Annotated in this window: 17 protein-coding genes and 6 pseudogenes; 12 read left to right on the forward strand and 11 right to left on the reverse strand. The window is 67.1% G+C overall.

Going from position 1 to position 22033, the window contains the following annotated elements:
* Nucleotides 1–50 precede the first annotated feature (50 nt).
* Nucleotides 51–1211 (reverse strand): annotated as a pseudogene (locus B073_RS41635) (IS3 family transposase).
* Nucleotides 1212–1267: 56 nt separating this feature from the next.
* On the opposite strand from B073_RS41635, the gene B073_RS48335 reads away from it, so the two are divergent.
* A complete protein-coding gene (locus B073_RS48335; RefSeq protein ID WP_234025211.1) occupies nucleotides 1268–2188 on the forward strand; it encodes a hypothetical protein in 921 nt (306 codons plus the stop codon).
* A complete protein-coding gene (locus tag B073_RS0130805; protein ID WP_234025209.1) occupies nucleotides 2140–2595 on the forward strand; it encodes a transposase in 456 nt (151 codons plus the stop codon). The genes B073_RS48335 and B073_RS0130805 overlap by 49 nt, the downstream gene beginning before the upstream one ends.
* Nucleotides 2596–2626: 31 nt before the next feature.
* Here B073_RS0130805 and B073_RS0130810 read toward each other — a convergent pair.
* Nucleotides 2627–3919 (reverse strand): annotated as a pseudogene (locus B073_RS0130810) (NF041680 family putative transposase); the annotation flags it as partial.
* A gap of 133 nt (nucleotides 3920–4052) precedes the next feature.
* Nucleotides 4053–4349, reverse strand: coding sequence for a DUF1330 domain-containing protein (locus B073_RS0130815; protein ID WP_026247885.1), 297 nt, complete (start codon nucleotides 4347–4349; stop codon nucleotides 4053–4055).
* Between the two features lie 415 nt (nucleotides 4350–4764).
* Here B073_RS0130815 and B073_RS41645 point away from each other — a divergent pair, with 415 nt between their 5' ends.
* A complete protein-coding gene (locus B073_RS41645; RefSeq protein WP_018541940.1) occupies nucleotides 4765–5118 on the forward strand; it encodes an effector-associated constant component EACC1 in 354 nt (117 codons plus the stop codon).
* Between the two features lie 28 nt (nucleotides 5119–5146).
* Nucleotides 5147–7345 carry a caspase family protein gene (locus B073_RS43015; RefSeq protein ID WP_018541941.1) on the forward strand — a complete coding sequence of 733 codons (2199 nt, stop codon included), beginning with the start codon at nucleotides 5147–5149 and terminating at the stop codon, nucleotides 7343–7345.
* Between the two features lie 289 nt (nucleotides 7346–7634).
* On the opposite strand, the pseudogene B073_RS44705 reads toward B073_RS43015, so the two are convergent.
* A pseudogene (locus B073_RS44705) lies at nucleotides 7635–8393 on the reverse strand (transposase); the annotation flags it as partial.
* A gap of 380 nt (nucleotides 8394–8773) precedes the next feature.
* Here B073_RS44705 and B073_RS0130830 point away from each other — a divergent pair.
* Nucleotides 8774–9868 carry a serine hydrolase domain-containing protein gene (locus B073_RS0130830; protein WP_018541942.1) on the forward strand — a complete coding sequence of 365 codons (1095 nt, stop codon included), beginning with the start codon at nucleotides 8774–8776 and terminating at the stop codon, nucleotides 9866–9868.
* A complete protein-coding gene (locus B073_RS0130835) occupies nucleotides 9868–10644 on the forward strand; it encodes a MerR family transcriptional regulator (protein WP_018541943.1) in 777 nt (258 codons plus the stop codon). Before B073_RS0130830 ends, B073_RS0130835 begins: the two co-directional genes overlap by 1 nt.
* On the opposite strand, the gene B073_RS0130840 is transcribed toward B073_RS0130835, so the two are convergent.
* Nucleotides 10595–11311, reverse strand: coding sequence for a hypothetical protein (locus B073_RS0130840; RefSeq protein WP_018541944.1), 717 nt, complete (start codon nucleotides 11309–11311; stop codon nucleotides 10595–10597). The genes B073_RS0130835 and B073_RS0130840 overlap by 50 nt on opposite strands.
* A 26-nt stretch (nucleotides 11312–11337) precedes the next feature.
* Between B073_RS0130840 and B073_RS41655 the strand changes: the two are divergent.
* Nucleotides 11338–11820, forward strand: a pseudogene (locus B073_RS41655) (flavin reductase family protein); the annotation flags it as partial.
* A 62-nt stretch (nucleotides 11821–11882) separates the two neighbouring features.
* Here B073_RS41655 and B073_RS0130850 read toward each other — a convergent pair.
* Nucleotides 11883–12734: an SDR family NAD(P)-dependent oxidoreductase gene (locus B073_RS0130850; RefSeq protein WP_051094271.1), complete on the reverse strand. Its 852-nt coding sequence runs from the start codon at nucleotides 12732–12734 to the stop codon at nucleotides 11883–11885.
* Between the two features lie 563 nt (nucleotides 12735–13297).
* Here B073_RS0130850 and B073_RS46810 point away from each other — a divergent pair.
* From B073_RS46810 to B073_RS48340, 3 genes are all read left to right on the forward strand, one after another.
* Nucleotides 13298–13801, forward strand: coding sequence for a hypothetical protein (locus B073_RS46810; protein ID WP_158690264.1), 504 nt, complete (start codon nucleotides 13298–13300; stop codon nucleotides 13799–13801).
* A 16-nt stretch (nucleotides 13802–13817) separates the two neighbouring features.
* Complete coding sequence (locus tag B073_RS41665) at nucleotides 13818–17030, forward strand: glycosyl hydrolase family 18 protein (protein ID WP_078508260.1); 3213 nt, start codon at nucleotides 13818–13820, stop codon at nucleotides 17028–17030.
* A gap of 322 nt (nucleotides 17031–17352) precedes the next feature.
* Nucleotides 17353–17577, forward strand: a complete 225-nt coding sequence (locus B073_RS48340; protein ID WP_018541949.1) for a hypothetical protein — start codon at nucleotides 17353–17355, stop codon at nucleotides 17575–17577.
* Between the two features lie 70 nt (nucleotides 17578–17647).
* Here B073_RS48340 and B073_RS49430 read toward each other — a convergent pair whose 3' ends face one another.
* On the reverse strand, nucleotides 17648–18538 hold the full coding sequence (locus tag B073_RS49430) for a transposase (protein ID WP_420706472.1): 891 nt from the start codon (nucleotides 18536–18538) through the stop codon (nucleotides 17648–17650).
* A 367-nt stretch (nucleotides 18539–18905) separates the two neighbouring features.
* On the opposite strand from B073_RS49430, the pseudogene B073_RS46010 reads away from it, so the two are divergent.
* Nucleotides 18906–19040 (forward strand): annotated as a pseudogene (locus B073_RS46010) (Tn3 family transposase); the annotation flags it as partial.
* 5 nt (nucleotides 19041–19045) lie between these two features.
* On the opposite strand, the pseudogene B073_RS49130 reads toward B073_RS46010, so the two are convergent.
* The 4 genes and pseudogenes from B073_RS49130 to B073_RS0130895 form a co-directional block, all read right to left on the reverse strand.
* Nucleotides 19046–19172: pseudogene (locus B073_RS49130) on the reverse strand (IS630 family transposase); the annotation flags it as partial.
* 88 nt (nucleotides 19173–19260) lie between these two features.
* The gene (locus B073_RS0130885; protein ID WP_018541951.1) at nucleotides 19261–19773 is read right to left on the reverse strand and encodes a DinB family protein; all 513 of its coding nucleotides are present in this window, start codon (nucleotides 19771–19773) and stop codon (nucleotides 19261–19263) included.
* A 103-nt stretch (nucleotides 19774–19876) separates the two neighbouring features.
* Nucleotides 19877–20128, reverse strand: coding sequence for a hypothetical protein (locus B073_RS0130890; protein ID WP_018541952.1), 252 nt, complete (start codon nucleotides 20126–20128; stop codon nucleotides 19877–19879).
* A 348-nt stretch (nucleotides 20129–20476) separates the two neighbouring features.
* Complete coding sequence (locus tag B073_RS0130895; RefSeq protein WP_018541953.1) at nucleotides 20477–21262, reverse strand: VOC family protein; 786 nt, start codon at nucleotides 21260–21262, stop codon at nucleotides 20477–20479.
* Between the two features lie 599 nt (nucleotides 21263–21861).
* Between B073_RS0130895 and B073_RS41680 the strand changes: the two genes are divergently transcribed.
* Nucleotides 21862–22033 (forward strand): transposase (locus tag B073_RS41680; protein ID WP_037811757.1); only part of this gene is annotated, 172 nt, incomplete at its 3' end.

Here is a 22033-nt window from a genome sequence, read left to right on the forward strand (position 1 = left end):
ATAGGCGCGCCAGCACTTGGGTCTGATGCAGGTTCGGGTGACAGGTTCGGTCACGCGGCCTGGAGGGCCGGTGTGGTCATGACGGTCTCGAATTCGACGGGGGTCAGCCGGCCGAGCGAGGCTTGTCTGCGGCGTCGGTGATAGGTCCGCTCGATCCAGGTCACGATCGCGATCCGCAGTTCCTCGCGGGTGGTCCAGCTTCTGCGGTCGAGGACATTCTTCTGCAGCAGGCTGAAGAAGGACTCCATGGCCGCATTGTCGCCTGCCGCCCCGACCCGCCCTATCGAGCCGGCCATGCGGTGCCGGTCGAGCGCCCGGACGAACTTCCGGGACCGGAACTGCGATCCGCGATCGCTGTGCAGAATGCACCCGTCGACGTGTTCACGCCGGGCCACGGCGTTGTCCAGAGCGGCCACGGCCAGGCGGGACTTCATCCGCGCATCGATGGAGTAGCCCACGATCCTTTTGGTGAAGGCGTCCTTGATCGCACAGAGATACAACTTCCCATCCTCGGTGGCGTGTTCGGTGATGTCGGCGAGCCATAGCCGGTTCGGGCCGGTCGCGGTGAAGTTGCGGCTCACGAGATCGTCGTGCACCGGCGGGCCGGCCTTCTTGCCCTGCCACGCTTCTTCCCGAAGACACTCCACCAGCGGTTGTCCCGGCAGATCCGCCACGCGGTGCGCTCGGCCATGCCCGCCCCGGCGCCACGCGCTTCATCGGCCAGGAACCGGTAGCCGAACTCCGGGTCGTCGCAGTGGGCGTCGAACAGCGCGTTCGCGCGATGTGCCTCCTTCAGGACGGCGTCGGCAACCGGCTTGCCCAGCCAGCGGTAGTAGGGCTGTCTGGCGAGCTTCAGGACCCGGCACGTCACCGTGACGGGCACCCCGTCCACGGCCGGCTCTTTCACGAGCGGGTAGATCCTTTTCCCGGCAGATGTGCCTGCGACAGATAGGCCGCGGCCCGGCGCAGGACCTCGTTCTCCTGCTCCAGCAGCTTGATCCGCCGACGTGCTTCCCTCAGTTCCGCACTCTCCTGGCTGGTCACCGAGGGCTTGGTCCCGTCCTCGGCATCCGCCCGGCGCATCCACTTCCACAACGTCATCGGGTGGACCCGAAGTCGGTGGCGACCTGCTCCACCGTGACACCCGGGCCGCGGTTCTTCGCGACCCGCACGACGTCCTGGCGGAACTCTTCCGGATAAGGCTTGGGCACAGCGGCATCCTTTCCACCCGCCCCACAGGGCAAGCCAGTTCAGATGTCACCCGATCGTGCAGCAGACCCAAGGAATGCGCTCCTCGCGTCGGATCGAGCAGGCATGCTGGGACGACGTGGGCTGCCGGGTCATCACCGTGAACCGCAGAGTGGACCACTCCACCGTCGCGCGGTTCGTGCGACGCCACCGTGCCGCCTTGAATGCGCTGTTCGTGCAGGTGCTGTCGCTGTGCGGCCGACGTGGCCTGGTGGATCTTTCGGCTGTGGCTGTGGACGGTTCACCGATGGAGGCGAACGCCTCGCGCGACGCCAACCACCGGCTCCCGCGCCTGGAGGAGACCATCTCCCAGTGCGAGAACGAGATCCAGGCGCTGATGGAGGATGCACTCGCCCACACGCGGACCGTCGAGGCCGACACCTCGGCCCACTGCGACGGCGAGGATGCGGGTGATGACTGGCCTCGCCTGTCCCGGCTGAGTGACCGGCTCACCCGGGCCCACTTGGCCAGGGACAGACTGCATGAACGGGCTATGCCCTCGCCCTCAGAAATCCGGATCAAGGTCGAAGCCGCCAAGCGGATGGTGGCCCGCGCGGAGAAACGCCTGGCTGCCGAGACCGCGGCTCACCGGGAGAAGCTCAGGAGATACGAAGCCCGCGCTCGGGAAGACCGGGCGGCAGGCCGTCGTGGAGCGAACGGACGGCCACCGGTCTCGACGGACCACAAGACCGTCCTCGTCCGGCAGCGGAACCGGTTGGTGAAAGCACGTGCCTGGCTTGAACGGGCCCGTACTCCCCGGCCGGTGCCTTCCCAGGAAGCTCGTGCGTGCCTGAGCGATCCCGACTCCCGTCTCATCCTCGGCAAACGTGGCGGCTACCTGCAGGGATACAAATCCAGATCGTCTGTGCCCGCCGTCAGTTCCTGCTCGCCATCGAAGCGCACGACAATCCCTCGGACAGGACGGCCCTTGTTCCGATAGTGAAGAAGACCCAGCACAATCACCAGGCCGCCGAACTTCCAGATGAGATCCGACTGTGGCTCGCCGACAGCGGATACGCGTCCGCCGACGCCTTCAAGGCTCTCGCCGATCTCCCCCTGCTGGTCTCGTCACCAGCGAAGCCCACCAGGCGGGGCTTCCCTGCGAAACGCCAACAGGCACCCGCCGGCCAGCAGGACATGGCAGCCCGCCTCACCACCCCGACCGGCCGGACTCAATACCGTCAACGCAGTGCCCTGGTCGAGCCGGGGTTCGCCCAGCTCTTCCAACGCTTCGGGCGCCACCTCAACTACCGCGGCCGCCAAGCCGTGGACACCGAGATCAAGCTCCTCGGAACGGTCCACAACCTCAACAAGCTGATCAAACACGCGTCCCGGAGCCGCTCTTGACGTCCACCGAGCAAGAGTCCTGCGACAGCCTCCCCGTCCTCGCGCGGAGGTTCCTGAACCCCCGCCTGACCCGGGCCGGCGTGAGCTTGTTCGGTGGGACGGGCTTCTCCCACGGTCGGCGAAGGTCACCCGACAGCGGTCGGGCGAGCCGGAGTTGGGTGTGTGCGGCGACCACAAGCCACGTCCAGCAGTCCGCCGCAGCCGGATCGCGAAGCCGCGGTCGGACCCACCCGAGGGTCTGCTTGAGCATCCGGAACGTGTGCTCCACGTCGAATCTCCGCAGGAAAGACTGCCAACAGCGGTCGACATCCGCTGCGGTGGCGCCGGTGCCTGACCACCACAACCACACCGGCTTGTTCACCCCGCCGGACGGCAGCCTCTCCACGGCCAGGCGGATGACGGTCCCCTCGATGATGGGCAACGGGCCATCGTGGTCGATCCAGGCGGCCCGGCGGGGCAACCGCGGATGGAGCCGGTCCCATGCCCGTGCCGTCGCCGTGCCGTAGAGGCGGGTGTCCGTGACGGTCACCGCCTGCTCTGTTCCCCAGGTGGCCAGGTCGCCGAAAACGAACTCGCTGCCGTGCTTGGGCGGTCGGCCGCCTTTGGGATCGTAGACTCGGGGCGGTGCCGGCCGCCGCATCACCCGATCTGAGCGGAGTCGGCCGACGATCTCCACCGGCAGCTCCGCCAGCAGGTGGGCGATGCGGGGCGCGTCGTAACCGGCGTCGAGGACGATGAGGATCTCCAGGTCACCCTCCTGCCAGTGGCCGGCGGCGATCAGTCGCTGGACCACCTCCCGGATCTGGGCGGTGGTGATGGCGGCGAGGTCGGCGCCAGGTACCAGGCGAACGGCGTCAAGGATCGCCGTCCAGGAGGTCCGGCCCGTCTCCAGGGCCGCCACGATCGAGTAGGGCCAGCCGGGCATCATCTGATGCTTCGCCTCCCCGCGGCCGTAGGTATGGCAAAACGAGCGATCCGGGCAGGTCCCCGCATCGGGTCGTAGCCACGGCGAGACATCCACCGCCAGGACCAGCCGTCCGTCCGCCGCCCTGGGCAGCGGCAACCCGGCCAAGGTTCGTCGGAGCCTGGTGACGTCGATATGACCGTCGTTGAGGCCGCCATACAGCGAGCCGTGTCCACGACGGTGTTCAGGTGCCAGCGCCAGCTCGACGAGCGACCGGACCGGGCCATCGGTGCACAGCACCGCGTCACGCAACTCAAACAACGCGTCGCCCCACGTGATCAGACACGCGTACAACTCCGTCCGGAAGCGTGACACTTCCGCGAACGCCTCCCGCGGGACGCGCTGATCCCTCACACTCATGACTACGCCTTCGCGCTCTTCCTGTGCCTTGTGACGAAGCAAAGGATCAGACGAAGGCCGCCCTCATGTCCTCTGAACTGCAAAAAAACTGATCAAGTTCGACGCAACGTTCGACGCCGGACGATAGCGACCGCTACTCAGACACCCCCTCGACGAGAAGAAGCCGCCGTTCTAGGGCCGTCTTCCGGACCTCAAGCGCCTCCGCATACTCGGCAGACGCGTACCACTCCTTGACCCGATCCGTATCCGGGAACTCGACGACGACCACCCGCTGGGAAGAGGGCCAGGCACCCTCCACCGCTTCGGGCAGAGCACCGCGGACGATATAGCGACCGCCGTAGCGACGGATGGAAGCCTCCGCCAACGTCCGGTAGGCGTCAGCGAGTTCCTCGTCCAGCACCTCAACCTCAGAGATCACGTAAGCAGGCATGTCAGCCATGCTGCCAGGTGCGTCAACCAGCGAATCCGGCCAGCAGCCGGGTGGAACAAGCGCCCATAGCTCCGCCAACCGCAACGAGCCTGGTCAAGTCCGAGGCACTGCTGGACGCCCGACCTTAAATGTCAAGCTAAGTGGTCGGCTCCGGAAGTCCTTCGGGGGCGCTGAGCATCGCGGTCAGCCCCCGACGGCGCTGCGCGCGGGGCGGGACGACGCCGCGCCGAGGCGACCACTCAGCTCAAGGGGCACGGCCGTGTGGAGGAGACTCCGGATGGATGGAGTGTCGAGGGGGGCCGTATCAGAGTTGCCGCAGTAAATCCGGATTTACTGCGGCAGCCGAGAGGTCATCGGGGGCCCAAAGAGGCCAAGTTCCCACCAGCGGGCGATCTCCTTGAAATGATGGACGGTCGTGGACGCATTTATCGATATCGAGGGTGGCGACAGGGTTGGGGAGCTAGCGGCGCTTGTCGGATGGCTCCGCCGGGAGCGCGAGTTGCAGGGCGTAGTCCGGCTCGTGCGCAGGGACGTTGAAGAGACTGAGCTGGGCAGTGGGCTTGACGTGCTGAGTGTCGCTGTGGGCTCGGGCGGTGTCGGCGTGGCGTTGGCTCAGTCGCTGTCCGCATGGCTGCGCACTCGGCGTTCGGACGTCAAAGTGACCGTCACTGCCAACGGCCGCACGGTCGAGGTCGACGCTCGGCGCGTCAGCGACCCCGTCGGCCTCATTACTCGGGTGCTGGGCGGCGACGATGGCACCGGGGACTGAGCGAATCGACCGGTCCGGCTCCCATGCGGTGCTGATCGGTGTTTCTGCCTACCAGGATCCGTCGTTCCCGAAGGTTGCTGCCGCGGAAAAGAGCCTGCGGGGCGTGTACCGGATGCTCGTCGACGAGGAACTGGGTGGCTGGTCAGATGAACAAGTCACCCCCATCTCCAACCCTGTCGACTGCCGCCGTGTGATGAGTGATCTGCGTCGCCTCGCCCAGGGCACTAGCGGTGTGCTGCTGCTGTACTTCGTTGGCCACGGCACCGTCACCATGACTGGGGATCTCGTCCTGGCGGTGAGCGACACCGTCGCCGACGAACCGGACGTTACGGGACTGGAGTATTCCAAGATCCGCAGTGCGCTCCTGGGAAGCCCCGCCAAGGTCAAAGCCGTTGTCCTGGACTGCTGTTACTCCGGGCGCGCCATCGATGTGCTCGCCGGGGATCGGCAGGACTTGGCCGATATCGCCGATATACGCGGCACTTACACCCTCACCGCCGCCGACCACCTCGCTCACGCGGGGCAAGCCGACACCTACACCGCCTTCACCGGCGAACTGCTCGGCCTGATTGGGACGGGCGTCGCTGGCGGCCCGCCTGTGCTGACCTTCGCTGAGCTGTACCCCCACCTGCGGCAGAGGCTGATCGCCCGCAACCTGCCGCATCCCAACCAGCGCGGCACGGATACCGCCGATCAATGCCCGGTTGCCAGGAACGTATCTGATGAGCCCTCTACGACGGGGCATGGCCGTGACTCGACGGATGCATCAGCTGCCCGGCAAGAGGCAACAAGCAAACCGATCCCGCCGACCACGGTGCGGAAGCCGCCATCTCCACCGCACACGGGCACCTCGGACGTCACACAGTATCCGTCCAAACCAGCAGCTCCGTTCACCATCTCGTGGACGGGAAAGGATCCCCTGTCCGCCTACACTAATTCCTCGGGCATGGGTTGCCTCAATGGCTTTGCCAAGGTTGGGCTGGCGGTCTCCTCGCCGGGCGTTCTCATACCGCTGCTGATGCACCGCATCACGTCCGGGACCGGACAGGACGACGGCTGGATGGCATGGTTCGTGCTGTCAATTGTCCTCGGACTCTTCACGCTTGGGATTCTCCTCTGGCTCTCTACAGTGACGTACCGGCTCAGGACCAACGGCTGGTCCCTGCGTGTTGGGCCCCAGGGCATCGCGACCACCAGCTCCTCCGGCCGGTGTGAATACCGGTGGAACCACGTGCGAGGGGTCACCATTGAAGAGATCGTCGCACCCATGAAATTCTTCGATGCCGCCGATTTCACCGTGAAGCTCTATAAGTACACCGGCATCCACATCCAGTTCACCACCGATGGGGCGAGCTCGTCCCCATCTCGTCCGGCAGGGTGGCCCCCATCGCATCCAGGAAAGATTGCGATCCGCAGAAGCGGGCGAGCCGGGCGAATCCCCGTCTGCGTCCTTGGACCGATGACGGACCGACAGCGGACTGAACTGAAGATGGCGCTGAAGACGCATGCAGGGAACCTGTACCACGAGGTGCCGACACAGTCGATGTCGAACCTGGTCAGTGTGGGTGGGGGAAACATCCTCGCAATGGACCAGTCGGGGAATCTGTGGAGGTACTTGGCGCCGAACTACTACGGTTCAGAGAAGACTCGGGTCGGCACCGGCTGGAAAGTGATGAAGAAGCTGGTCGCCATCGGGGACTCAGCCGAGGACATCCTGGCGATCGACAGTTCTGGGAACATGTACCGCTACTATGGCCCGAATTACTATGGTTCCCAAAGGACCCAGGTCGGTACGGGCTGGGACACCATGACCCAGGTCACCGCTGCTGGCGACGACACTGGCGACATCTTCGCTGTCGATGGCTCGGGCAAACTGTTCCGCTACTACGCGCCGCACTATCGCGGTTCGCAGCGCAAGCAGATCGGCACCAACTGGAACACCATGAAGACCATCGTCGGCATACGCGATATCTCCGGCAATGGCACCGCCGACATCCTCGCTGTCGATGGCGCCGGCAAGCTATTCCGCTACTACGCGCCGCACTATCGCGGTTCGCAATGCAAGCAGATCGGCACCAACTGGAACACCATGACCAACCTCGTCGCGATCCCCGGCATCGGCACTACCGACCTGCTCGCCACCAACGCCACCACTAAGATCATGTACCGCTATAGCGGCCCCACCTACTCCGGCACGCAGCGCAAGCAGATCGGCATCGGCTGGTGACGGACGTCGGTATCGAGCCAGCCCGCTTTGCACCCGGGGGTTGATCACGCGGTGAGGAGGAAAGAGGATTCTTCCGGGTGATCGGCGGTGTGCCGGTCGATCCTGGCCAGCAGATCGTGGTGCGGCCGAACACGCGGGCGCGGTGGACGTCGTAGGCGGCAAGGTAGGCCAGTGCGCCACCGCGGCCGTAGACCTGCATGCCCCTGGGGGACCCTACGATCTTCCTAGGTGGGGCAGAAAACATGCAGGTCAGAGCCTGTTTCTGAGGCACTTTCGCTATGTGCACGTGTGGCAGCCGGCCCACTGTCGGTGGCCGGCGGTTGGAGGTGAGCCGGACCAGGAACTGCGCGCCGGTGCCGGCGACCTTGGCCAGGAACTTGCCGTCGTCGAAGCCGCGGTCAGCGAGAACCAGCATGTCGGGGCCGAGTGCAGCAGGCGCTGGGCGTAGTGGTTCTCGCCGTAACTCCTGGTACCGAACGCGGCGCCGAGAAGGCCGCGGCTTCCGGTCTCCACCAGCGCCATCAGCCGCAGGAGGGGGGTAGCCGGTCCAGCCGTACCGGTTGTGGGGCCGGCCGAACCAGCCGCGGTTGCGTTCGGCGTCGGGCACCGTGATCGAGCTGCACCCATCGAACGCCACAGTGCGCCAGCACCGGTAGCGCACTCCTGGTGTCCGCGGCTGAGCCAGCGGCCCGGCCACGACCTCGAACAGGGCCTTCACCGGTGCTGCCCCGAGGCGTCGGCGCAGATCGCGCAGTGCCTTCTCCGACGGTGCGGGGACCGTCAGTCCGGTCAAACCGACGACGAGCTTGTCCCAGACCTTGGCGTAGCCCAGGTGCGGGAACAGCTCAAGGGCGAGCACGAAGTACACGCCCACCCGCGAGGGCAGAGACCGTAACCGGCGCTGGACGGCCCCGGTCTCCGCCAGGACGGCGTCGACCAGCTCGAAGGGAAGGTACTCGGTCAACTCGCCCAGGTGGCCCGGGGCGAAGACCCCAGCGGCGACGGTCAGGGTTCGTGTGAGCGTGCTGGTGGCGGACTGGCGGCGCAAGGGAGCCTCGGAGGATGGACTGATCTTGGCGGATCACCCCTCCTACCAGAGGCTCCGTCGATTCCACCGGAACAACCGCCAATCTGTGACCGAGCGCCCCTGAGCGCTGTAGTTGACCGGGCTTGGCGTCGGAGTTGGCCCGCAGGGTGCTGGATGGGCATGTGACCAGAGGTGTCCCCGTGAGGCCCTGGTCGGGTGAATCGCATCGCGGGTCCGCGAGGCGGGCGGCCAGGATCCGGAGTGGGGCCAGGGGTTCTCGCTGTCAGCCGTGCCGACTGTGGGCTAGGTCACGGTTGAGGTTGACCTTGGGGCAGGGTGGAGGCTCGTCGCATCGGCATGACGCCGACTTGGGCACAACCGATGTGAAGGAGCCAACCAGCATGTCCACCACTGTTTCCGGCCAGGGGCAGGATCGCGCGGAGCTGCAGAAGGCGATCGAGGAATTGGTCGAGTCCGGTTTCATCGGGGTCCAGCTCCGGGTGAACGACGAGCAGGGCGAGTGGGCCGGCAGCGCCGGTGTGCGCGAGCTGGGCCAGAGCGCCAAGCCGCTGACGAACGGCCACTTCCGCATCGGCAGCAGCACCAAGAGCTTCGTCGCCACCTCGGTGCTCATGCTGGTGGCCGAGGGAAAGATCGGTCTGGACGCCCCGGCCGATGACTACCTGCCCGAGTTCGGTCTCGACCGGCGGATCACGGTGCGGATGCTGCTGCAGCACACCAGCGGGATCTTCAACCACACCGGCGAGCTCTACGAGGACGGGACGATCGTGTTGGGGGTCCCCTGGCAGGGCAAGGAGTGGGTGGACAACCGGTTCAAGACCTACCTGCCCGAAGAGCTGGTACGGCTGTCGTTGTCCAAGCCGGCGCGGTTCGCGCCGGGTACGGGCTGGAGCTACGCGAACACCAACTACGTGCTGGCCCGGCTGGTGGTCGAGAAGGTCACCGGCCGTTCGTTCGCCGAGGAGTTGCAGCGGCTGATCCTGGGGCCGCTGGGGATGACCGACACCGTGGCGCCGGGCGCCACGCCGGAGATCCCCGAGCCGCACAACCACGGCTACTACCGCTTTGAGGACGCCGGGCAGGAGTGGACGGTCGATGTCACCCGTCAGAACCCCTCCTGGGTCGGAGCCGGTGGTGACATGATCTCGACCACTCGGGACCTGCACATGTACTTTTCCGCACTGATGGGTGGCAAGCTCCTTCCGGCCGAGCTGCTGGCCGAGATGCGCACGCCGGAGGCGACCGTCGGCTACGGGCTGGGGGTGTTCGCGCAGGAAACGGAGGGCGGCACCGTCTTCCACCACAACGGCGCCACCATGGGCTCCGCGGCGCTGATGTACGGCACACCCGACGGCACCAAAACCCTGACCGCCGGGCTTACCTGGGTGGACGACGCCGACCTGTCGATAGCACCAGCATTTCAGACCGCCCAACAGCGGTTCGTCGACCAGGTGTTCTGCGGCAAGCTGGGCTGATGAGGAACGGAGTCACGATCGGGCAGGCGGCGGCGTTCGTCGGCGTCACGGTGAAGACGGTGCGGCACTATCACAAGCTCGGCCTCGTAGCGGAGCCAGAACGTGACAGCTCCGGCTACCGGCGTTACGGATCCGGTGAGTTGCTGCAGTTGGTGCAGGTACGGACGCTGGCCGCCGCGGGCGTGCCGCTGGCCGAGATCGGGCCCATGCTCAACGCCAGCGCCGCGCAGTTCGGCGCCGCGCTCGCCGACGTCGGGCGGCAGCTCACCGAGCGCATCGATGAGCTGGTCGCCCGCCGCGACACGCTGCACCGGCTCGCTGACGGCGACCGGGCGCTGCTGCCCGACCGTGCCTGCGCGATCCTGGACCGGATGCCCGGCCTCGGTTTCAGCCCCGACTATGTGGCCGCGCAACGCGAGGCCCTGGTACTGGCCCGGGCGCTGGTGCCGGAGGGCTTCGACGGCTTACTGGCCCAGCTCGAACACGGGCTCGACGACCCCGAGCACGTCGATCTGATCAAGCGCGGCAGGGAGGCGGAGACCTGGGAACCGGACGACCCGAGGATCGAAGAACTCGCGACCGCCATGGCCGACCGCTACCTCGCCAACCCGGCGCTGCAGGGGGATCACGCCAGCCTGCGGGCATGGACCAAGGCTTCGGCCCAGTACAAGCTGATCAACAACCACCGCGAGGACCAGGCGCCGGTCGCGGCCCGGCTGACTGCGCTCACCGAGGCCAAGCTCCGCGCTGCGGGTGTACCCATGCCGCACCGATGACGGAATCCTCCACACAATCCCACCGACCCACTTGGCGTTGGCTGATCCCGCTTAACTTCGTGGCCTTGGGCCCGGTGGTGGTGCGTTTCTTGGTCTTCAGGTCTTCCTTCCAGGCGCGGGCCACTGTTGGCGGCAGCCGTAGTGAGTCGATTCCTGGTGACAGGGCTTCGATCCGGGCCCAGAACAGCCCTGCCAGGGTGCGGGAGATGGCGTCCAGGCTGGCGAAGTCGAGCGATGGCTGTCGCTCGCGTAGGTAGTCCACGATCAGGTCGCGGACCGGCTGGTACTGGAGCTGGTAGCGGTCCACCAGTTGCTCGATGCTCAGCTGGCCGAGAGCTTGCCCGAACGCCCGAATCGTCGTCGGGGCATCCTCTGGAAAGATGCCCAGGGCTCGCAGTCGCAGATAGAAGTCGACCTTCTTCTGCCCACCGCGGGCGTGGACCTGGCGCTGCACGTCGACGAGTTCGACGCAGTCGCCGACCGTGATGTCGTGGATCAGCCCGCCCTTGCACGCCAGCAGGGTGGCGATCCGCGTCGCGGCGATCTGGGCATCTTTGCCGGAGCCGGCTTGCCTGGACTCGGCCAGTCGGTGCAGGCGCGCGAAGCCGTCGGGGTCCCGAATCTCCGCCGTCGCGGTGGCCAAATATCGGTGCGTGCGGGTGAGCATCCATGGAAGGCCAGGGCGGATGACGTCTCCGCAGCCGTCACGATCTGGTGGTCAGCCTCCCCGCGCCCGCTCAGTGGCCGGCGGTGGAACGGCTCGCGCGGCTGACCGGGCGCACGCCGATACCCCGGCACAAGCGCGCCACCTTCCGCTTCGAGCCGGACAAGTTCGCCGCTGCCGGCCTGCGGCCTGAGCCGTCCGAGCTGGTTCGGCCGCCCCGGGTCGCCGAATGCCCCATCCAGCTGGAAGCCCGCGCAGTCCAGGTCCGAACCGACGCGACCGGAGCGTTCCTCATCGTCGAAGCCCATGTGCTCAAGGTCCACGCCGATCCGGCGATCGTCATCCCTGGTTCCCAGCACGTCGACCCCGGCGCCTGGAGTCCGCTGATCTACAACTTCCGCCACTACTACGGACTCGGGCCGGAACTCGGCCACAGCTTCCGCTCCCAGACACCCCGACACAGCTTCTGGCCCGCCCGAACGCCGGTGACCAGGTGTGGTCCAAATCCCTGACAGGCATCCTGCTCGCGGTTCGTCTTTCTGGGGCTCTGGCCCCGTCACGGGTTGCAGCCCCGCTACGGGGCCTGTGGAACGGGCCCGTCCGGTAGTCCGCTACGGGCGCGGGTGCGCGCCTCGATCCGGTAGTCGAATGCGGCGCCGCCGACGCCGACCTGGGTCACCCCGCCGTCGACGGTGAGGACGGCCCCGTTGACGTAGGACGCGGCGGGCGACAGCAGCCAGTCGATTGCCTCGGCGACCTCCTCCGGATCGCCCGGCCGCCTGGCGGGAGTCAACCGGTTCGCCTCCTCGTAGGCCGCCTCGGTACCGCCCGCCAGCCCCGCCTCCGCTGCGAACCGTGCCATCCGCTGGTCGGCCATCTCCGTACGCACCCAGCCCGGGCACACCGCGTTGGCCCGCAACCCTTGCGGTCCGTAGTCGACGGCGAGGGAGCTGCAGAGGTGGAGCAGACCCGCCTTGGAGGTCGCATAGGCGGCGTTGCCGACGCTGTTGCGGCGTGCGGCGACCGAGGCGACCGCGACCACCGCGCCGCGGGCCGCCAGCAGATGTGGCAGCGCGGCACGCAGCAGCAGGAACGGGCCGGTGAGGTTGGTTCGTGTCAGCTCTTCCCAGTCCTCGACCGAGGTGTCGCCGACCGCGCCGCCCCGCCCGATTCCGGCGTTGAGCACCATACCGTCGAGTCTCCCGTAGGCCGTCACCGTCGTCTCGACGAGCTCGCGCACGGCCTCGGGGTCGGCGGCGTCGGAAGGGTGGGCCAGCGCTCCGGTCTCCTCGGCCACCCGGCGCAGGGGCTCGGGCCGCCGTCCGGAGATCACGACCTGGTGCCCGGCGGTGCGCAGCAGCCGGGCGGTGGCGGTCCCGATTCCCGTTCCGCCGCCCGTCACCAGGACAACTCGCTGTTCTGACATGGATGTTCGCCTCCGAAGGTGGTCGGCTTCCGGTTCCCCGCACCGCGAGCATACGAAGCACCGGCACTGCCGTCACCGCGGGCGGCGCTGCTGCCGCGGACCGGTGAACCCGGCCGGGGCGCGCGGGCACCCGTATGTCGGCGGTATGTCCTTCACGAGCATCGCTGGCGTGTGCCCTGTCGTGTGATGGTCGCAGCCGGCGTGCGATGCCGTACGGATGACCGAGATACACGTGATGTCGCCCTACGCCGCGTTGATTCAATGTTTATGGGAAATTCATCGTTTTCTGGCGGACTGGTGGGGGTGCGGCGGCAGGACGCCGCGCCTCGGTCCGGCCACAGAATTGTCATGCATTCAACGTGTTTGTGTGACGTTGTCCCAGACACGCTCCGGGTAGCGGACACGCGGCAGGACCGGCTTTCAACTCGCTGAGAGGAAGACCATCCATGCGTCCGATGGGGCTCCGTTCGCGTGCCGCGGCGGTGATGGCCGGACTGGCCGCTCTGGCAACCGTGGGGGTGACGACGTTCGCCGACACTTCATCAGGTTCGACTCCGACAACTGTGAGCGTTGCGTCGGCTCTTGACGCTACGTCAGGTCCAACTGGCAAGGACAGACAGGCGGACGCGCGGCGGCTGACCTCGCAGCGGTCGCCGAGACTCGCCGCCGCGGACGACGGGACGGTCAACACTGACTACTCGATCGTCAACACCGCCGTCACCACCTCGCGGGTCTGGTACAAGACGGTCCCGGCGCCGCCGTTCCGGCTCACGGACATGGGGGTCGCGGTGATCTGGCAGATCCCCAGTGAACGCGCGGCCTACGACAAGCACAAGAACGACTGGATCGGCGTCTACGAGGGGGACGGCACCTCGGGTACGCGCGTCTACTGGGACTGGACCTGCCCCAGCTCCGACTACAAGGAGCAATGCGGGGAGGCGTTCGGCGCCACGGTGGTCGCGACCGGAAAACTGACCCACGGCAAGGAATACACGGCTGCCTACTACTCCGACGGCGGATCCTCGAGCAACGGAACACTGCGCGCGACCTACACCTTCTGGGCGTGACCACATGAGCCTTGACATGGTGAGACACCGTTCCCGAAAGTCTCTCTGGCGGCGCGGGGCGAGGTGGCGCGGCGCGGCGTGGGCTGCGATCGGTGCCCTGCTGGTGTCCCTGGCTGTGAGCTCGGGACCCGATAGCGCACAGGCAGCCACACCCACACAACCCCACGCCCAGCAAGATGACGGGCATGAGACGGCGAACCGGTATCTGGAGATCGTCGGGAATCTGCGCAACACCATGACCCGGAACCGCAACGGGCAAGCCCAGCCCGTCGCGGACACTCCGGGCGCCGGGCGGGTGATGCAGCAGCCGAACTGGCAGGTCATCGGCATCGGAGCGCTCGGGGGCCTGGATCAGAACGCGGTGCAACTGGTCATCGATCCCAACGACCTTTACGTCCGGGGCATTTACGTACGGAAGCGGAACGTGCTGTATGCCTATACCCGCAACGGTCAGACCAACGGGGAAGTTTATATCCCGCGGGATGTCATCCGGGATTCCTTCGATCCGCAACCAACGCTGCAGCGCCTGTCCTTCGCCGAGAGATACGGCAACGTGTACGGCATCGAGCTGGGCGCAACACCGCTGCGCAATGCGGTGCGGTATATCGCGGCATTCAACGGCGGGACCCTGGACGACCTTCGGGAGTCTTTCGAGCGTGTGATCATGCCGATCGCCGAGGGCGCCAGGTTCGGCATCTTCGCCGGCCGTATCGCCCAGGCGATGCGGGGCGGGGACCAGACGTTCCGCCTGGACGCAGCGCGTGCCGGGGACACCTGGGTCGAGTACCTGATCCACAACTGGGCCACCCTGTCCGACCTCGTCCGGCAGACTGCTCAGAACGACCCCAGAGCCGAGGGAGCAGAGTTCACCCAGAGGCGCACCTTTGAAAACACCCAGCACGGACACACGTTCCGCTACTTCCTCTCCTACCTGGACATTGCCAGGCGGATTGCCACGCTGAAGCCCCCGCCGCGGCGGAACGGACGAGTGGGGATCGCGCCCGTGCCGCGTGACGGAGAGCCGAGGATCGGGCCGCCGCCGGGAGCGTCGGACGACAACGAGAAGTGCCGTCCGGACGGGATGCCGCGCACGCCGGGGGTGGATACGCCGTACTGCCTTGCCTATACCGGTGAGGGCCGGGAGTGGATGGGCAAGACTCACGACCGGCGGGTGATCGGATACTTCGCCGGATGGCGGACCGGCAAGGACGGGAGCCCGGCCTACCGGCCGCAGAACGTCCCCTGGGGCCAGATCACACATCTCAACTACGCGTTCGCGCACGTCACCGACAACAAACTGGCGGTCGGCGACCAGGACGTGGAGAACATCCGGCTGCTGAACGAGCAGAAGGCCGAGCACCCGCGCGTCAAGACGCTGATCTCGGTGGGTGGTTGGTCGCAGACCCGCGGGCTCTACACGCTGGTGACCGGCAGCGACGCCCAGTCGAAGATCGACACGTTCGCGGACTCCGCGGTGGCGTTCATCCGGCAGAACCACTTCAACGGCGTCGACATCGACTTCGAGTACCCGACGTCGCTGGAGAACACCGGAAACCCCGAGGACTGGCCGGTGTCCAACCCGGTGCGTGGGGAGCTGATGGCCGGATACGGCAAGCTGATGAAGACGTTGCGGGAGAAGCTGGACCGGGCCAGTGCGGCCGACGGCGCGTACTACCTGCTGTCCTCGGCAGTGTCCTCCTCGGGCTATCTGGTGCGCGGGATGGAGAACCACGACCCGGCCAAGTACCAGGACTACGTGGACGTGATGGCGTACGACTTCCACGGCACCTGGAACGGGTATGTCGGCCCCAACGCCCCGCTGTACGACGACGGCAAGGACACCGAGCTGGCCGATGCCGGGGTGTACTCCACCAAGGAGTACGGAGGCATCGGGTACTTCAACACCGACTGGGCGTTCAAGCACTTCCGCGGCGCGCTCCAGGCGGGCCGGATCAACATCGGCGTCCCCTACTACACGCGTGGGTGGAGCGAGGTGTCCGGTGGCAACCAGGGCCTGTGGGGCACCTCGAAGATGCCCGACCAGTCCCAGTGCCCGGCCGGGACCGGTAGCGGACCCGGCGCGCCGCCCGGCACCCGACCGTGCGGGGAGGGTGCTCGGGGGATCGACAACATCTGGCACGACACCACCAACGCCGGCGGCGAGTTGCCGGCCGGCACCAACCCGATGTGGCACGCCAAGAACCTGGAGGCCGACATCGAGCCGAACTACGGCTCCCAGGTGGGGCTGGACCCCGAGCGCAACGCGTCCGACAGGCTGACCGGCAGCTACGCCCGGCACTGGGACGACACCACCAAGACGTCGTGGCTGTGGAACGAGCAGAAGAAGACCTTCCTGTCGACCACCGACACCCAGGCCGTCGATGCGGTCGCCGACTACGTCACCCGCAGCGGCGCCGGCGGCGTCATGGTCTGGGAGCTGGCCGGCGACTATTCCTGCCCTGCCACCCCCACCGCCGACAACCCGTGCGGGATCGGCTACACGATGACCAGCCGCCTGGACGATAAGCTCGGCCACGCCGGTGACTACGGCAACTCCCGTGCCGCCGGAAGCACGGCCCAACTCCCCGCCCGGACCGCGAACCTTGAGGTCAACCTGGTCGACTACCCGGCCGGGGCGGCCAAGCTGTACCCGTTGGAGCCCAAGGTCCGCGTCACCAACAACACGGGCAAACCGATCGGCGGCGGTGCGGAACTCTCCTTCGACATCCCGACCTCTACCTCGCCGCTGGTCAAAGACGGCAACTGGCAGGGCAGCGACACCCCCGACGGCCTGTGGAGACTCACTCCCGGACACACCGGCCCCAATGCCGGAACCGGACTGAAGGGCGACTTCCACCGCGTCACCACCAAGATCGAATACTGTCAGGTGATCCCCGCAGGGAAGAGCATCGACATCCCGATCAAGTACTACCTGCCGATCACCGGCCCGGCCAACGCCACCTTGACCACCTCCGGCGGCACCTACGCCCTCGCCTCGGACAACCGACGCGGCGCGGAAGATGCCGGCGAGGTCACCGACACCGGCTGCAACGCCCCCGACTGGGACGCCGCCAAGTCATACGACCCGGCCACACAGTCACCCGAAGACGTCACCGTGAAGTACAACGGCCACTACTGGCGCGCGAAGTGGTGGACCCAGAACAACGTCCCCGGAACCGGCCCTGACGCCGACCACGAACCCTGGAAGGACCTCGGCCCCGCCTCCTGACCGGACCGTCCAACCCCGACAGGACAGCGGCCTCAGACCTTCGACGGGTCTGAGGCCGCTCGTCGGGTCCGGTGTTCCTCCACACTCCTCCCCGCCCCTCCCCGCGCCGAAGCGACCACCTACATCAACACGGTCTTCGGCGCCCTGATCACACGCTGGGACCACCTCTTCCCTCAACTCCGCTGGCATGCACAGCGGTTACCTCAGAAGCCGTTGTCTTACCGGTTGTTATGACTGAGTTTCCGCTGCTCAGGCATGGTTCCGGTGTCGTCGTGGGACTGTTTGGGCGATCAGTTCGTCCTCGACGATGCGGAGGTGGCCGATGGCGTCGGTGATGGGTTTGCTGGAGGAGCGGGAGGCCGCGGCCCGGGTCCGGGTGGAGGAGCTTCAGGCGGAGGCGGACCGGATCCTGTTCGAACTCGCCGCGGCTGAGGCGGTGTTGGAACGCCGGGCGATCGCTCGGGTGGAGCTGGCTGAGGCCCTGGCCGCCCCCAGTGATGCGGCCGTGCGGGAGGCGGCGGAGCCGGTGTCGGCGGCCAAGCGGTGAAGGTCCCGGTCGCGGGGTCGATCGTGCCGTACTTCGGGGAGGGGATGACGGTGGAGGCGCTCGCGCCGGACTACCGGCGGATCGTGGAGCTGGTCGAGTCCAGTCCAGGCGGTGGTGAGGGGGTGTCGGCGAAGGAGATCACGTCCGGGCTGGCGCTGGAGTTGGTGCCGGCGAAGATCGAGGGCGTGCGGTCCAAAGCGAGGCGCCTGACCGAAAGGAGTTGGCTGGCCGTGTCGCTGTCTGGACTGTTCACGCCGCGGCAGCCCGTCGGGACCGCTCTGGCTTCGGCCGCGGGACCAGGCGGGCGAGGCTGCGGCTCATGAGCATGGCCGCCGAGAAGTAGATGAACGCCTCGCTGCTGGCGGGCAACGTCTCGAAGTCCCGCACCAGACGGCGCGAACGCATCAGCCACCCCAGCGTTCTCTCCACCACCCAGCGTCTGGGCAGCACCACGAACCCCTTCACGTCGTCGCTTCGCTTGACCATCGTGGAGTTTCTCCTTCACCCAGGTGACCAGGCGGCCGGTGTAGCCACCGTCGGCCCACACCAGCGTGATCGTGCGGAACCGTGACCGCAGGCGCGGCAGCATCACGTGGGCGGCCTGGCGATCGGTGACGTCGGCGGCGCATACGAGCACCATCAGCAGCAGACCCAGGCAGTCCGTGATGACGTGCCGGCGCCTGCCGTTGATCTTCTTCCCGCCGTCATAGCCGCGCGTGGCGGCGGGCACCGAGGCCGCTCCCTTGACCGACTGCGAGTCGATGACCGCCGCGGTGGGTTCCCGATCCCGGCCCTCGGCCTCGCGGACCCGGCCGCGCAGCCGGTCATGGAACTCCTTGACCAGGCCGCGCTCCCGCCACCTGCGGAAGAAGGCATACGCCCGCTCCCAGGCAGGGAAGTCGGCAGGCATCGCACGCCACTTGATGCCGTTGTCGGTGACGTACCGGATCGCATCCAGCATCACGCGGTGGCAGTAGCCCTCCGGCTGCCCGCCCCGGCCCTCCAGCCAGGCCGCACCGGCATCGCATCCCTCACCACCGCCCACTCCGCGTCCGTCATGTCCGACGGATACACCGGTACCCTCTCCGGGCGGTCGGCCGCATTCCCGAACCTGTGCGCGAGGCAATCGCACGATGACACGCGGGAGTTGGACGAGACAGGGACCGGCACGCAAGACTGGAACAACAGGGCCTCCTGGCACTCGAGTGGTCGCAAACCCGAGCTACCAAGGGGCCCTGTACTCATGCATCCACCCGGCCGAGATCACCCGACCAAGGACCGTGTTCGATCAGAACCGACCTCGTGATCGATGGAGATACGGCTTCTAAGACCAGATCGGCGCCCTGGGACTGGTCCTCAACGCGCTCGTGCTGTTCACCACGCGGTACATGGACGCCGCGGTGAACCAGCTGCGCGCGGACGGCTTCGACGTCCGCGACGAGGACGTGGCCCGCCTCTCTCCGTTCGTACCCGGACAGCAGCACCATCTGCGCGCGCCGCCAGGTCACCACCGACCCTGTACCGCGGCGGACGATCCGCAGCAGACGTCTGCCCTCGTCGTCATCGATCTCCCGCACCCGAACTCGCTCGGCCATCCGCATAGTTTGACGGCACGACGCTGCCCGAGTAGTCACCTGAGCGGCGCGTCACACCACAACACGGCGGACTCGCCTGATTCCGGGGCTATACACCGGTGGCGCCGTCGATGCGTTCCCGGATCAGGTCCGCGTGTCCGTTGTGGCGGGCGTATTCCTCGACCATGTGGACGTAGATCCAGCGGAGACTGACGTCCTGCTCCATGAAGCGACCGGTGTCGGCCAGAGCGCGATCAGCGCAGTGCTCGCGAGCGCGGGCGACCTCCGCGTGCCAGGTGGCGAGGGCGTCGCGCAGGGTGGCGCCCTCAGCCAGTTCGAAACCGCCGTCGGGGGCAGACGGGTCGGCCTGCGGGTCGTAGATGGGCGGGGCCTGTTCTCCAGCGAGCACTCGGCGGAACCAGTTCCGCTCCACCTCCGCCATGTGCTGGACGAGGCCGATCAGAGTGAAGGCGGACGGCGGCACCGACGCGACGGCGGCCTGCTCATCGTCCAGACCCTCGCACTTCATGGCGAGCGTGGTGCGGTGAAAGTCAAGCCAGCTTTCGAGGGTAGTGCGCTCGTCAGCGTTCAGGGGCGGCACGCGGCGTTCGATGGTGGTCACCGGCCGAGTATTGCCAGCGGCCGAAGCCGTTGACAAACCGGGCCTCATACAGGGCGAACGTTGCCTGATGCGGCACTAGTAGTACGTCGGAAACCGGATCCTGTTACACCTGGCTCGGCGGGCTGCCCACGGGCGCGAGCGGGTAGCCGGAAATCCCGTCCAGGAGCACGGCGTGTTCCTCGTTCGCCCTGCGCACCGCTTCGAGGATGATCCGGGCCTCGGCGACGGCGACGCCGAGTTCATCAGCGGTGAGCCGGTACCAGGGCGTGGTCTGCGCGCCGGCGGCGGCCAGGACTTCGCGGCGGGTCTCGTAGTAGTGGCGGGCCAGGGACAGAAGGCCGGGCATGGTCGTCATATCGGGGGGAACGTCACGTCGCCGGATTTTGTGACAGGGATCCACGGTGCCCAGCCCCCACTGTCTGGTGCGGCTGGAGGTTGCGCGGCCCGGGGCGGCTGACCAGCGAGACGAAGAGTGCGTCTTCACGGCGCGCGGCGAGTTTTCGACGGACAGCGACTCGGCCAACGGCCCTTCCGCACTCAAACCCGCAGGTGCCCGCAAGGGTGTGGCAGTGGTGGCCGTGGCTTCGTCGTACGCGGCGAGGGTGCGGTACAGGGTGGAGCGGTCGACGCAGAGGCGCCGGGCTCGGTCGTTTCCCGGACGGTGGACCACCGCGAACGTGGGGAGCACTGAGGGCCGTGGTCCCTACACCGCTTGCGTCGGCTCTGGTTTGATCACGGCGAATGGGGCCCCGAACGGGTCCGCCAGCCAGCTCGTCAGGCCGACGTCCGGGACGTCGGCCGCTGGCATCAGGACCAAACCGCCGTTGTTTTGCACCCTGGCGATGGTCTCGTACACGTCGTCCACCGAGAAGTACGGGATCCAGCGCGACTTCTCCAGATCGTCCTGCGGCCCGGGGAGACCGCCGAACGACGCGTCCTGCTGGTCCCCCTCGCCCGTGGAGAGCACCGTGTAGGTCATGCCCGGCATGTCCATCGTCTGCGAGCGCCAGCCGAACACCGCCTGGTAGAAGTCGAAGACTGCCGCCGGGTCCCAGGTGTGGAGCTCGGCCCAGTGCAGGGCGCCGGGCTCCGAGGTCTTCTCCAGGCCCTTGACCGCGGCTGGCTGCCAGACGGCGAAGTCCGCGCCGCCCGGGTCGGTGAACTTGGCCATCCGCCCGGCCTCGAAGACGTCGCACGGCGTGCTGAGCACCCGCCCGCCGTTCTGCTCCACGGCCTTGGCCGTGGCCTCCGCGTCCGGTGTCTGGAAGTACAGCATCCACGCCGAGCTCGCGTCCTCCTCCATGAGAAGGCCGACCCCCGCGACGGTCTTGCCGTCCTTCTGGAAGAACCCGTAGCCGCCAGCGTCGGGACCCGCGGACTGGAACTCCCAGCCGAAGACCGCGCCGTAGAAGGCGGCGGCCGCAGAGGGGTCGACGCTCCCCAGGTCGAGCCAGTTGGGCGAACCGGTGACGAAATCGGTCGTGAGCACGGTGAGGTACCCCCTCAGCAGAGTGGTCGCCGGGGATGTCCCGGCCAAAAGTCAGTCTGGCACCCACCACTGGCAATTCCCCGGAGCGAAGCGCGCATCCGGCGCCTACTGTCACACCTCATGTCGCCGGCCACTGACATCTCGTGTCGTCTCCCACTGACGTTCTGACGTCGTCCGACAGGCCCTTCCGCGCTCAAACCCGCAGGTGCCCGCAAGGTAGGCTCGTCCGTCCGCAAACGTCTCCGCGAAGTAAGTCTGGAATCCGCAAGGTTCGCCTTCACAGGACAGCCACTTCGTTGCTGGAGCTCCCCTACCTGATTCTGTTCACGAGTTCCGACAGCACCACGAATTCGAACAGGTCTTGTTAGTGGTGCGCCGGGCGGGCAGCCTAAAGAGCCGGGTGGGGTTTTGGGCATGCTGGCCCGGCTCCGGGCTTGGTTGGCCAGGTGGCGGGCCAGCTGGGGCCGTTCTCGGTTTGGTCGCCGTCCGGTGTTAGTGGGCGGTTCGTGAGTCTTTGAGTCGTTCTGTGGTCGCCCGATGGTGTGAGGTGTGGGCGGAATCCGCGGGTCCGTCGTGTGGGGTCTGCTGGGGTTGGCGGGGTGAGTGAACGCAAGTCATATCCCAGCGACTTATCGGACGGGCAGTGGTCGTTGATCGAGCCGGTGATCACCGCGTGGAAGGACCGGCACCGCTCGGTCAGCGGTCATCAGGGCGCCTATGCGATGCGGGAGATCGTGAACGCGATCCTCTACCAGGGGCGGACCGGCTGTC

Origin of the sequence: Streptomyces sp. MspMP-M5 (assembly GCF_000373585.1) — a bacterium.
Lineage (GTDB): Bacteria > Actinomycetota > Actinomycetes > Streptomycetales > Streptomycetaceae > Streptomyces.